Origin of the sequence: Acidilutibacter cellobiosedens (genome assembly GCF_004103715.1) — a bacterium.
GTDB lineage: Bacteria > Bacillota > Clostridia > Tissierellales > Acidilutibacteraceae > Acidilutibacter > Acidilutibacter cellobiosedens.
Genome location: NZ_CP035282.1, coordinates 3,682,279 through 3,695,400, shown reverse-complemented (window position 1 = coordinate 3,695,400; position 13,122 = coordinate 3,682,279). Strand labels below are relative to the sequence as shown.

The window sequence follows — 13,122 nt, the reverse complement described above, 5'->3', positions numbered from 1 at the left end:
AGGCTGTTTTCTGAATGTAGATTTAATGAAAAAAGCTGAGGTATTAAGGGTTCATCCCTAATATCTCAACTCATACCGTACCAATATTTATGCGCCTTTAAACATTCCTGTCAAGAAGTAAGAATATTATCAATAAAATGATAATTTTTTCTGTAAAATTGTCTTTGTGAGGATAATTAGAAAAAGGAGTTTCCTTTTCTAATGAATTTTCGAGATTATTTTCCTGCGAAGAATGAAATATTTTCTTTAAATTGACCATTCCAGAGCCTTGATTTTCTTGATTATCTTTTAAATCAACACAAGAATCCATAAGTATATTTTTGATTTCTTTAGGAGATAAATTTTTTTGTTTTTGCAGTATCAAAGCTATACTTCCAGATACAAGAGGAGTTGCCATACTGGTTCCGCTTAAGGAAATATATCCATCAAGACGTGTATTTGATAAAGACATTATATTTACTCCCGGAGCTACAAGATCGGGTTTATTTAACCCTTCTTTTGTAGGCCCTCTGCTTGAGAAAGAGGGTATAGTATTTTTAGGAGTACCAGAAGTTCGTCTATCATTCATGGCTCCTACCGTAATGACGTTAGGACTTATTCCAGGGGATAATATGGTTTTAGAGGCAGGACCACTATTTCCTGCTGCGACAACAACGCATATTCCATTATTTACAGCTTGCTCTACGGCTTTACAAAGAGGATCTGAGGAACATGGATTATTTGCAGGGCTACCTAAAGATAAATTTATTATTTTTGTATTATATTCATTCTTTGTTTTTATTATCCAGGAAATTGCATCGATTATATCGGAAGTATTTCCACTTCCGCTTTCATCCAGAACCTTTACTCCTAATATGGATGCTTCAGGGGCGACACCTTGATATTTTTTTTGCGAAGAATATCCATTGCCTGCTAATATACCGGAAACATGGGTTCCATGACCATTATCATCATAAGGGGTGGTTTTATTGTTCACAAAATCCTTAAAGCCAACAATTCTGTTATTAGGTTTAATTAAATCGTTGTGAGGAGCAACCCCTGTATCTACTACGGCAATAGTGATTCCTTGACCTAAATATCCTTGGTCATGGGGATATTTAGAATCTATTGATTTTGTAGCAACATCGAGAAGAGCAAAAACTTTTGAATCAAAACTTATATACTCAATATTTGGGTCTTCCGCTAATTTGTATATAAGGTCTGTGGTTAAATTACATGCAATTCCCTTAATCAAGGGCAATTCTTTCTTCTTCTCACCTTCCAGTCCATAAGCCAAATTGTTTATATTATCAGCATTATTGTCTTTCATCTGAATTATAACAGGCAGCTTTTCTATTGACTGAGATGATATTTTTGCGCTCAATATAGGACAAAGTTTAGGTTTATTCGTTTTTTCCATAATTAGAACCACCTTCCTTGTTCTAATTTATGCTGAAAAAAATAAAATGTGCTTTTACTTGATAATATGATAATAAAAAAATAAAAATGTATAAAAAAATAAATTAAATAGCCCTTTTAAAATCAGCTTAATAAATTATATTAAGCGGAGTGTAATTCCTATATAAAGTATAAAAAATAAGCCAATGAAATTTTTATTCATTGGCTTAAAGTCAGTTAATTTTTTTGATGTATACTTTTTAATGTGACTTTATTTAATTCTCCGGCTATAATAGGTATAAGACAGAATCTTAATACAACACTCCATTCTCTCCAAGCCATTGTATCGATTTTAAATACAGTCTGCAAGAATGGGATGTATAATACTACAAACAGAAGCAATAAAGAAATCAAATTTGCATATATTATGGTCTTATTTGTAAAGAAACCTATTTTAAACAGGGTGTATCTTTCCGACCTGCTTGAAAATGACCTTATCAGTTCAGAAAGTATAAGGGTTGTAAAGGCTATGGTTCTTGGCATAATTAAATTGTCATATCCATAAACTTTCAACCCCCATCTGTATGCTAAAAGTACTGCAACAGTTATAGCTATACTTTGAATTGCAATTCCTACAATCATGGACTTATTCAGTATAGACTCTTTAGGATCTCTTGGAGAATTGTTCATTATATCCGGTTCTCCTCTTTCTACTCCCAATGCTAATGCAGGGAAGCTATCGGTAACTAAATTTAGCCACAAAAGCTGTATAGGAATTAGAGGTACAGGAACATTAAATAATAGGCTTAAGAATACTATGAGTATTTCACCAATATTACAGGATAACAGAAAGAAGACGAATTTTCTAATATTAGAGTATATTATTCTTCCTTCCTCTACTGCTGAAACGATACTTGCAAAATTATCATCAGTAAGTATAACATCCGCTGTGTTTTTTGCCACATCGGTTCCTGTAATTCCCATGGAAACCCCGATGTCGGCTTTTTTAAGAGCTAATGCGTCATTTACTCCGTCTCCGGTCATAGCAACAATTTCTCCGTTGCTTTTTAAAGCATTAACTATTCTTACTTTATGTTCAGGCGAAACTCTGGCATATATTTTAATATTCTTTACTTTTTCTTTTAATTCTTCGTCACTCATTTTATTTAGATCTTCACCTGTTACGGCTTCTTCTATATTTTCGGCCAATCCCAGTTCTTTAGCCACTGCAAAGGCAGTTTCCTTATAGTCCCCCGTAATCATTATGGTGTTAATTCCGGCATTTTTACATGATTTAATGGATTCTATAGCTTCATTTCTCGGCGGATCGATCATTCCAACCAGACCTACAAATATCAAGTTATTTTCTATATTTTCTGAGCTTAAATCCTTGGGGAGTTCATCATAAATATTGCAACTGGAAGCTAAGACTCTTAATGCATCTCTTGAAAAAGAATTGTTCATTTCAAGTATATTTTTTTTGATTTCCTCCGTTAAAGGTCTGATTTCTCCATTTATATAAACCCTATTACACCTGTCAACAATTATGTCGGGAGCACCCTTTGTGAAGGATACTATCTTTCCAATAGGATAATTTTCATGGAATGTAGTCATCATCTTCCTATCTGAATCAAAAGGTATTTCTGCTATTCTGGGATATTTATCCATCATGTCTTTCTTTTTGAGATTACCTTTCTCAGCAAGAGTAACCAATGCCCCTTCTGTTGGATCACCTACTATTTTATAGATATTATCCTGAGACAATTCAAGGGTAGCATCGTTACATAAAACATTGATAGATAAAAGTAAATTTAAATCTTTATTTTCCTGAGGAACAATTTTAGCTTTTTCGGATATAAATTCTCCTTCAGGAGCATATCCCTTACCTGTTACAGAAGTTAAATTATTAATGGTATAAGTTTTTACTACGGTCATTTCATTTTGAGTCAAAGTACCTGTCTTATCTGAACATATAGTTGTAGTACACCCTAAGGTTTCCACTGCAAGGAGCCTTTTTACTATAGCATTCCTTTTAACCATTTTGTTCATTCCCAATGCAAGGACTATGGTTACTACTGCAGGAAGTCCTTCAGGAATAGCTGCGACAGCCAAACTGACGGAGACCATAAACATATCTAAGATGTTTTCTCCCTCAATTATTCCCATTAAAAATACTAATGCACATATAACTATACATCCCATTCCTAAATATTTACCCAATTGATTCAGTTTTTTCTGTAGAGGAGTTGCTTCTTCCTCATAGGTTTGTATCATTGTAGCGATTTTTCCTATTTCTGTATTTTCTCCTGTTCCCACTACTATACCTTTTCCTCTTCCATAAGTTACTACTGTACTCATATAGGCTGTATTTGTTCTGTCTCCGATGCCGGCATCTTCAGATATAACTTTCTCCCCATCCTTATCTACAGGAACGGATTCTCCTGTAAGGGAAGCTTCTTCAACTTTGAGATTATAACTTTCTATAAGTCTCAAATCAGCGGGAATAATATCTCCGGCTTCAAGAAGAACAACATCGCCGGGAACAATTTTATTTGAAGGAATATGGATGACATGTCCATCTCTTAATACTTTTCCGTAAGGAGAAGCCATCTTTTTAAGAGCTTCTAATGACTTTTCTGCCTTTCCTTCTTGCACCAGACCTAATATGGCATTGACAATAACTATAGCAATTATTATTAATGCGTCTGTTTTTTCACCTACCAGCATAGATACAATACTGGCAACAATTAATATAATAACTAAAAAATCATTAAATTGAGCGATTAACTTGGATAGAAAGCTTTTTTTATCTTTTTCTTTTAGTTCGTTTAAACCGTATTTTTCTATTCTCTTTTTACTTTCTTCTTCGCTTAATCCTTTGTATCGATCAGTATCCAATTTTTCCAGGGTACTTTCGATACTTTCCTTGTACCAGTTCATAAATTCATCCCTTTCTAATATAATATAGTATAGTTTTGGTGAGAGAAGATTAAATATAACAGTTTGTGGAATATGGTTGAACCTTTTTGAATAAACTGATAAAATCTATATAAGAGCATATAAAAAGACCTTTGTTCAAACGGAAAATTTATTTAAACAAAGGTCTTGCTACCTAATAAAGTAGGACAATTAGCCGGGTTTTAACCGTATTGACGACTGATTGATTTAAGCTACTCCCCTCTTTAACTATTATATATTATTTAATTGGATATTTCAATAATATATATAAATTTTTTAATAATATGATAAATAAAGGGGAATTTCCATTGAAGAAAGTTCTGTTTTATACTTCGGTTTTTTTAATATTTATGTTTCTTGTTTTCATTTGCAACAGCTATTTTAAAATATGGTTTTATCCTCTAACGAAAATGGCTATAAGTGAAAAGATACTTAGAAGAACGGAAGAATATAACGTTTTATATACAAAAAATTTTAATATTAAATTTAAAGAATCAGACAGTGAATGGGCAAAAACTACAGGGGAAATTTTAGAAGAAAATTATAATTATATTTGTAAGCAGTTCGAGTATTATCCTCAGGAGAGGGTTACGGTGATTATTTATGAAGATGGGAAAACGCTGATGGATATAATAGGCTTAAATAAGGGGCAGCCCCCGGTAGGAGCATATACCTGCGGAATAATAAGTATTCTTTCTCCAAGAGCATGGATTGATGAACGAGAGAATATGGAGGATATATATAGAGAAAATACTCCTGCAGTTCATGAGTTTGTTCATTTTATAATAGACGGTAAGACCAAGGGAAATTATCCTGAATGGCTTACAGAGGGAATTGCTCTTTATATGGAGAAGGCAACTATAGGGTTTTCATGGGAAATGGGGAAAGGTCAAACAAAAGGAATTACATTAGAGGATTTAAATAAAAACTTTGAAGGAATAGATCAAAAAATTGCTTACAGAAAATCTTATGAAGTATTAAAAGATATAATAGATAATTACGGATTTGATAAACTTAATGCCTTGTTAGACGATCTCTCCCAGGGGCACAATATTAATTCTTCGGTTAATACTGTTCTTAAAGTTAATATCAAAGATATAGAATAACTTAAATATTGATAATTTGGAGTGATTTTAATGAGTAGAAAGATATTGGTAGTTGATGATGAAAAAAGTATTGCGGATATTTTAAAATTTAATTTAGAGAAAGAAGGATTTTTGGTAGAAACAGCCTATGATGGAGAAGAGGCAGTAGATAAAGCATATAAACGTGGCCCTGATTTGATAGTATTAGATATTATGCTTCCAAAGAAGGACGGATTTCAGGTATTGAAGGAAATAAGGAAGGATTTAAAAACACCTGTTCTTATGCTTACCGCTAAAGAAGAAGAAGTGGACAAGGTATTGGGCCTCGAATTGGGGGCAGACGATTATATTACAAAGCCATTTAGTATGAGAGAATTTATAGCTAGGGTTAAAGCAAATCTAAGAAGAGTTGATTTTTCAAGTAGCGAAGGAAACGGGGGAGAAATTATTGTATCCGGAGATTTATATATAGATTTAAACAAATATGAAGTTCAAAAAAATGGGAAAGTTTTAGATTTAACCCTAAGAGAATTTGAACTATTAAAATTTTTAGCTCAACGAAGTGAACAGGTATTTTCGAGAGAGCAACTTTTGCAAGAGGTCTGGGGATATGAATATTATGGGGACATACGAACTGTTGATGTAACGGTGAGGAGATTGCGAGAAAAAATAGAGGATGGAAATGGAGATTATAAATATATACTTACAAAACGAGGGATAGGATACTACTTCAGGAGGGGCTAATAAATGTTTTCAAGCATTAAATGGAAATTTATATTAGTATATTTTTTATTGGTATTTATTGCTATGGTTATAGTAGCAGTATTTATAATTCAAAGAACCGAAACCAAGCAATTGGAACATATTACTGATACTATGAACCAGCATGTAGAAACAATTATTTCAGCTTCCAGCTATATTACAGAAGATGATTGGACAAGTGTAAGAGGAGAAATTCAAAAGACTATCAATGAATGGAGATTAGACGGAAGAGAAACTTTATATGTAATAAATAATGCAGATGTACCGACTATAATTGCATCTACATCTAAAAACTATGATACGGCAAATGTTCAAAACGCATTATCGTATAAATCCCTTGATCCAACATTAATACTTAAGGCATTAGATGGGAAGAAGAATGAAGGATTAAAAACCGATTTTAATGAGAATATCAAAACAAAGCATATTGCTTATCCTGTGTTTAATGAAGTGGGTAAAGTCAAAGGAATATTATATATGACCAGTGATTTGTCAGATGTATATCAAACGATAGATGAGTTTAAGACTATTTTGACTAATGCTACCCTTCTTGCATTAGGAATAACGATATTTTTAGGATTTTTAATAGCAAACAGTATCACAGGACCCATTAAGGATGTTACTGTGAAGGCAGAAAAGATGGCTAAGGGAGATTTTGAACAATTTGTTCAAGTTAAATCCGATGATGAGATAGGACAACTTGCTAATATGTTTAATTATTTAACATTGAAACTTAAATCAACTATTGAAGAAATGGATGTAGAAAGAAGTAAACTGAACACCATACTTAAATATATGACAGATGGGGTAGTGGCAATAGATACAGACGGAAATATAATCCATGTCAATCCTATAGCATCTAAAGTTTTGGGGTTAAATTATGATGATATTCAGGATTCTAAAAAAACAATACCTTTTCCTGAAGATAAAATAAGTATTAAAATGTTTGAGAAAGGAAAAACCGATAAAATTGAAGGCGATAAAATAATTGAAATACACGATGAAGTATATAAAATGGGATATGCTCCCTTTAAAAATGAAAAAAATAATATTGCAGGATTGATTATAGTGTTTCAAGACATAACTAAGGAACATAAATTAGATAATATGAGAAAGGAATTTGTGGCAAATGTTTCTCATGAATTAAAGACTCCTATCACTACTATTAAAAGCTATACGGAAACTTTAATGAATGGTTATGATTTGGACAGAGAGCTTTCTAACAAATTTTTTTCTGTAATAGATAATGAATGTGATAGGATGGCAAGGATTGTAAGCGATTTACTTCAATTATCAAATCTTGATTATAACAAAACAAAATGGAAGAAAGTTAATTTATCTGTTAAAAAGGTAATAGATGATGTCTGTCTAAAATTAGAACCTTTGATTGAGGATAAAGGTCATACTCTTTCGATTGATATTGAAAAAGATATATCAGATATTGTTGCTGATAAAGACGGCATTGAACAGGTAATATTGAATGTGCTGTCAAATTCCATAAAATATACTCCTAATAATGGGGAAATTAGAATTAAAGCGAGACAGGAAAATGATAAAGTAATTATAAGCGTTAAAGACAATGGAATAGGGATACCTGACGAGGATCAAAAAAGAATATTTGAAAGGTTTTACAGAGTAGATAAGGCAAGAAGCAGGGAATTGGGAGGAACAGGATTGGGACTTTCCATTGCTAAGCAAATAATAGAAGAACATAAGGGGAACATTATATTAAAAAGCAAATATAAAGAAGGAACGGAAGTAGATATAATATTACCATTAAATAAAGATGTGTAATTCAATTTTAATTAGGCTGTAATACAATTGTAATACTATTATTTTATAATTAAAACGATAGTGAAATAAAATTGATGCAAGGGAGGTAAAAAATGATGATAAAGAAATCAATAGTAAGTATATTAATTTTAATAGGAATACTTTCAATGAATGTAGTAGTAATGGCAAGTGGAATAGATACGAATAATAATATTATAATAGAAGCAAAATCCAACCAGCAAGTTCATAATTATCAAGTAATTGAGCCTAAAGAAAATTCTTTTGCAACTACCGAGAAAGTAGTGCTTTTATCTGGGAAAGCTCCCGCAGGAACCACTGTGGAGATAAAAGTTCTGGCTACTACAGATTTGACCAGAAAGAATTTCAATTTGAATAAATTACCAGAGGATAAGGATTATGTATCTTTATTTAGTGATACTATTAAAGTCGGAGATATGGGACTTTTTAGTAAACAATTGGATTTAATATTAGGGGTTAACAAAATAATTGTTACCTTTAAAATAGATTCAGACCATAAAGTAGAAAAAATAATTTACGTAAGCGATGTTTCTCAGGCAGCAGAATCTTTAGAAAAGATCGGTGGGGAAAATATAACTGATATTATAGTTCAGGGAAAGTAAGTCATAATATCAGGAGATGATTATATGATAAAAGAGAGACTTAAAACTCTTCTCCTTGCGTCATTAGTTTGTATGAGCCTTTTTTTCACTCGGAAATTATGGATAACTGTTCCTGAAAATTTTGTATCTTCTTTTAAAAGTGACGAATCGGCAAAAGTTAATTATATTTTTCCTGATATGCTAAATCCCACTAAATATGTTTTGAATTTTAATAAAAAAAACCATACTGTTTTTTATTCTGATGAGGAATATAAATTATGGGCAAGTTCCAAAGAAATATTAAAGCAGGTCTTATCTTCTGAAAATTTTGAAATTGTAAAGGTATCTGATGAGGAATATGTTTCTGATTTTAATAAAAGGTCCTTGGTTTTCTATTTCCCCGAAGATATAAATGTTTATATATTGGCAAAGGTATTGGATATAAACAAACCTAATGATATTACAGAAAATGTAGAAGAAGTTAACAGTATATATTTGAGTATGGAAAAAAATTCTCCTTTTATTATCTTAGGTAAAGACGGTAATTATTTTAAAATTTATAACTTTAATATTGAGATGAAAAACTTAAGGGAATTATTTAATGGAGTTGAGCAAAACAAAGATTATACTTATTATTATTCTATGAGAGATACTTTAGAGATAGATAATAATATATATATGCCTTATGAGATGATCAATGAATTACCTGTATTGTATGTAGAAAATGAAATAAATATTGAAGACGAAGAAGAAATAAAAAATATTGTAGAGGGATTTTTTAACAAAAATATTGATTACATAAGGGAAATAACAGAAGATAATGGCTCCATGATATATATAGATAATCAAAAATTTTTGAAGATCTATAAAGATGGAGTTCTTGAATATTTTTGTCCTTTAGAAAAGACGGTTAAGAAAAGAAATTTATATATAAGTTTAAACTCAGCGGCAGATTTTATTTCTGCTCATGTATCTTCTCCAAAGGGCATTTATCTCTCTAAAGTTAACGAGATAAAATCTGATGGGAATTCGGGCTATGGTTTTACATTTAAATACAAATTAAAAGGTTATCCTGTTTTGTTAGAAAAAGATGATATGAATGGTTTTATTTATATGGAAGTTTTTAATGATTATGTAAGAACGTATAAGAGTTTAATCAGAAAGGATATGAATATATCTGTCTCAAGTTCTAAATCAGATCACAAAATGCTCTCTGCTTTTGATGTTTTGGATTTAAATTATTCTTATATAGAAGGAAAATATATAGAAGATAATGATTTAAAAACAAAAAACAAAATAGAAGAGAATTTAAATATAAAAATTATGAATTCCATAGATGATGTATATTTAGCTTATTTAGATCCATGTAAGGCTGAAAGGGGAGAAAAACTTACAGCGGTTTGGGTAATAAAAATAAGCGGAAGAATTTATGCTTTTGATGTTTATACAGGTCAAGTGGTTTATGAGAAATTTTCTAAGGAGTAGGTGGATGGTGAGTAAAAATGGACTGGTCAAAGGCGAAAACTATATTAATAATAGCTTTTATAGTTACGAATATTGTTTTAGGATATGCACTGTTCAATAGCCAAAGAATAGATGAGCCTACGCTAAAAGAAGATTTTATAACAGACGTAGCAAAATTGTTAAAGGAGAAGGATATCACTTTAAATACCGCTATCCCTAAAGAAATACCTTCTTTAGGTATAATGACTGTGGAATATGAACAAAGAACTCCGGGGGATTTAAACAAAAGTTTTTTTAACAACACGGCAGAAGGTGTTACTGTAAACGAAGGGGTAGTTTTGTTTGAGAAAGGAAAGGAAAAACTTATTGTTACGGATGGGAAAAATATTTTATACTTAAATGATGATGAAGAGGAGAAGTATCCTTCTTTAGATAAAGAAGAGGCAATTTATATCAGCAAGAAATTTTTAGAAGAAAAAGGGTTCTCTAAGGATGATATGAAATTGACTTTTCAAAAAGAAAGTAATGGAGTATTTTTTTTAGAATATTCTAAGGTTTACAACGGAATATATATAGAAAAATCATATACTAATTTTCAGATAGATAAAAGGGGAGTTAAAAGATTTGAAAGACTTTGGCTTAATGAAGAGAAGCTTTCAGAGAACAAAATTTATATAAGCACTGCCCCTAAAGCAATACTTACATTGCTTACTATGGAAAATATTTATGGAAAAACTATAGACGATATATCTCTTTGCTATTATTTTGATCCTGTAAAACATAAGGAAGTAGATGAACCGGAAAAAACCAAACAAGGAAAGGCAGTACCTGCATGGAGAATTCAATTCAGTGACGGTAATGAGGTCATATTGGATGAATATTAAAAAGAGATGAGAATTTTTAAGCATTTTCTTCGAGAAAATGCTTTTAACTTTTTGTAGATTTTATTGTTCTTAAGAGATATAATAATGTTATTAGTCAATTAACAATATTCCTTATAAGAAAGTGGGTTTTAACTTTATGAAAAAGATAATCATAAAAGGTGGAAATAAATTAAGAGGTACAGTTAATATAAGCGGTTTTAAGAATGCAGCTTTACCTATTATGGTAGCGACGATTCTGACTAAAGACAAATGCATAATTGAAAATTTACCTATGATTCGAGACGTGGATTGTTTAAAAGAGATATTGATTAAGATTGGGGCAAAGGTAAAATTAATCGAAAAAGGTGCTATGGAGATAGATACAACTAATATAGAAAAATGCAAATTAACAGATGATATCAATAGAAAAATGAGAGCGTCCTATTACCTTTTAGGAGCGGGATTGGGAAGGTTTAAAGAATCCGAAGTATTATATCCGGGAGGCTGTGATATAGGGGTGAGACCTATTGATCAGCATATTAAAGGATTTGAAGCTCTTGGCGCTACAGTTGAAATAGATCATGGAATTATAAAATGTAAGGCTGATAAATTAAGAGGGAATAGAATATACTTAGATGTAGTAAGTGTTGGAGCTACCATTAATATTATGATGGCAGCAACATTAGCAGAAGGAATAACCATTATTGAAAATGCAGCAAGAGAGCCTCATATAGTAGATGTTGCTAATTTTATAAATGCTTGCGGAGGGAAAATAATAGGAGCAGGAACGGATATTATTAAAATAGTAGGAGTAGAAAGGCTTAAGGGATGTAATTATTCCGTAATTCCGGATCAGATAGAAGCAGGTTCGTATATGATTATGGGAGTTGCCACAGAGGGAGATATAATTGTAAATAATGTTATTCCAAAGCATTTAGAACCGGTAACGGCAAAGCTGAGAGAAATGGGGGTAGAAGTAACGGAATATGGAGAATCTATTAGAGTTACTGTAAATAAGAAATTAAGGAGTGTTGATATTAAAACATTGCCATATCCGGGATTTCCTACTGATTTGCAGCAACTGATGTCTGCTCTTCTTTCAAAGACAAAAGGAACCAGCGTAGTTACGGAAACTATATTTGACGGAAGATTTAAATTTGTAGATGAACTGAAAAGAATGGGAGCAAATATATTGGTAGACGGTAGAATTGCTGTCATAAAAGGTGTTGAAAACCTTATGGGAACTCGCGTGGAAGCCAAAGATTTAAGGGGAGGAGCAGCACTAATAGTAGCAGCATTATCCGCTAATGGAGTTACTGAAATAAATAAGGCATATCACATAGAAAGAGGATATGAGGATATTATAGATAAATTACTGAATTTAGGCGCAGATATTAAGGAAGGTTAACTTGGAGGAAAAATTATGAGTATAAAATTTTGTTCTCTTTCTAGTGGCAGCAGCGGAAATTGCCAATATGTTGAAACTGAAAATTTAAGAATTCTTATAGATGCAGGTTTCAGCGGAAAAAGGATCGAAGAGCTCCTTTCTTCAATTGGAGTCAACCCCAGTACTATTGATTGTATATTTGTGACCCATGAACACGTTGACCATATAAAAGGAATAGGAATATTATCAAGGAGATATGACATTCCCATATATGCCAACGAGAAAACGTGGATTTCTATGGATGGGGAATTAGGAAAACTAAAAGATGAAAATATAAAGGTATTTGAAACGGGAGAGGAATTTCAACTGAAGGATTTGGATTTTTGTACATTTTCCACATCTCATGATGCCGTAGATCCTGTAGGCTATTGTATATATAATAAAAAAACAAAAATAAGTATTATTACAGATACGGGATGGGTAAATGATAATATGAAAGAAAAAATCAGGGATTCTCAGTTATATCTAATCGAATCAAATCATGATATAAAGATGCTAAAGGAAGGAAAATATCCTTGGCCGTTGAAACAAAGAATTCTAAGTAAGAAAGGCCATCTTTCAAATGAAGCGGCAGGGATTACTCTTAAGGAGGTTTTGAAGGGAGAAAGGGAGGTTGTGCTTCTCGGACATTTAAGCAAGGAGAATAATATTCCTTTATTAGCTTATAATACTGTTAAAAATATAATAGAAAGTACGGGAATAAATATACATAAAGATATTATTTTGGATCTTACTTACAGAGACAGAACAACTAAGGTATATAATTTGTGATA

Annotated in this window: 10 protein-coding genes; 8 read left to right on the top strand and 2 right to left on the bottom strand. The window is 31.6% G+C overall.

All coding sequences use genetic code 11. The features are described from left to right. Nucleotides 1-97 precede the first annotated feature (97 nt). Nucleotides 98-1,399 carry a S8 family peptidase gene (locus EQM13_RS17845; protein ID WP_071141195.1) on the bottom strand — a complete coding sequence of 434 codons (1,302 nt, stop codon included), beginning with the start codon at nt 1,397-1,399 and terminating at the stop codon, nt 98-100. A gap of 215 nt (nt 1,400-1,614) precedes the next feature. Further along, the gene (locus EQM13_RS17840; RefSeq protein WP_128753402.1) at nt 1,615-4,317 is read right to left on the bottom strand and encodes a calcium-translocating P-type ATPase, SERCA-type; all 2,703 of its coding nucleotides are present in this window, start codon (nt 4,315-4,317) and stop codon (nt 1,615-1,617) included. Nucleotides 4,318-4,643: 326 nt separating this feature from the next. Here EQM13_RS17840 and EQM13_RS17835 point away from each other — a divergent pair, with 326 nt between their 5' ends. The 8 genes from EQM13_RS17835 to EQM13_RS17800 all read left to right on the top strand — a co-directional run bounded on the left by EQM13_RS17835 (nt 4,644) and on the right by EQM13_RS17800 (nt 13,120). Next, the gene (locus EQM13_RS17835; RefSeq protein ID WP_071141197.1) at nt 4,644-5,441 is read left to right on the top strand and encodes a peptidase MA family metallohydrolase; all 798 of its coding nucleotides are present in this window, start codon (nt 4,644-4,646) and stop codon (nt 5,439-5,441) included. 30 nt (nt 5,442-5,471) lie between these two features. Then, a complete protein-coding gene (locus tag EQM13_RS17830; RefSeq protein WP_071141198.1) occupies nt 5,472-6,164 on the top strand; it encodes a response regulator in 693 nt (230 codons plus the stop codon). Between the two features lie 3 nt (nt 6,165-6,167). Beyond that, on the top strand, nt 6,168-7,976 hold the full coding sequence (locus tag EQM13_RS17825) for an ATP-binding protein (protein ID WP_128753401.1): 1,809 nt from the start codon (nt 6,168-6,170) through the stop codon (nt 7,974-7,976). Nucleotides 7,977-8,071: 95 nt separating this feature from the next. Continuing rightward, a complete protein-coding gene (locus EQM13_RS17820) occupies nt 8,072-8,596 on the top strand; it encodes a hypothetical protein (RefSeq protein ID WP_143037701.1) in 525 nt (174 codons plus the stop codon). Nucleotides 8,597-8,620: 24 nt separating this feature from the next. After that, nucleotides 8,621-10,060 carry a YycH family regulatory protein gene (locus EQM13_RS17815; RefSeq protein ID WP_071141201.1) on the top strand — a complete coding sequence of 480 codons (1,440 nt, stop codon included), beginning with the start codon at nt 8,621-8,623 and terminating at the stop codon, nt 10,058-10,060. A 17-nt stretch (nt 10,061-10,077) separates the two neighbouring features. Next, entirely contained in the window at nt 10,078-10,923 is an 846-nt protein-coding gene (gene yycI, locus EQM13_RS17810; protein ID WP_071141202.1) for a two-component system regulatory protein YycI, read from the top strand. A gap of 136 nt (nt 10,924-11,059) precedes the next feature. Next, nucleotides 11,060-12,310, top strand: coding sequence for a UDP-N-acetylglucosamine 1-carboxyvinyltransferase (locus EQM13_RS17805; protein ID WP_071141203.1), 1,251 nt, complete (start codon nt 11,060-11,062; stop codon nt 12,308-12,310). A gap of 15 nt (nt 12,311-12,325) precedes the next feature. Further along, nucleotides 12,326-13,120, top strand: a complete 795-nt coding sequence (locus EQM13_RS17800; RefSeq protein WP_200796178.1) for an MBL fold metallo-hydrolase — start codon at nt 12,326-12,328, stop codon at nt 13,118-13,120. The last annotated feature ends 2 nt before the right edge of the window (nt 13,121-13,122 follow it).

Bases quoted from the DNA above. Each gene is read 5' to 3' on its own strand.
- EQM13_RS17815 (WP_071141201.1), top strand. From the start codon at position 8,621: ATGATAAAAGAGAGACTTAAAACTCTTCTCCTTGCGTCATTAGTTTGT.
- EQM13_RS17825 (WP_128753401.1), top strand. From the start codon at position 6,168: ATGTTTTCAAGCATTAAATGGAAATTTATATTAGTATATTTTTTATTG.
- EQM13_RS17805 (WP_071141203.1), top strand. From the start codon at position 11,060: ATGAAAAAGATAATCATAAAAGGTGGAAATAAATTAAGAGGTACAGTT.
- yycI (WP_071141202.1), top strand. From the start codon at position 10,078: ATGGACTGGTCAAAGGCGAAAACTATATTAATAATAGCTTTTATAGTT.
- EQM13_RS17820 (WP_143037701.1), top strand. From the start codon at position 8,072: ATGATAAAGAAATCAATAGTAAGTATATTAATTTTAATAGGAATACTT.
- EQM13_RS17840 (WP_128753402.1), bottom strand. From the start codon at position 4,317: ATGAACTGGTACAAGGAAAGTATCGAAAGTACCCTGGAAAAATTGGAT.
- EQM13_RS17800 (WP_200796178.1), top strand. From the start codon at position 12,326: ATGAGTATAAAATTTTGTTCTCTTTCTAGTGGCAGCAGCGGAAATTGC.
- EQM13_RS17830 (WP_071141198.1), top strand. From the start codon at position 5,472: ATGAGTAGAAAGATATTGGTAGTTGATGATGAAAAAAGTATTGCGGAT.
- EQM13_RS17845 (WP_071141195.1), bottom strand. From the start codon at position 1,399: ATGGAAAAAACGAATAAACCTAAACTTTGTCCTATATTGAGCGCAAAA.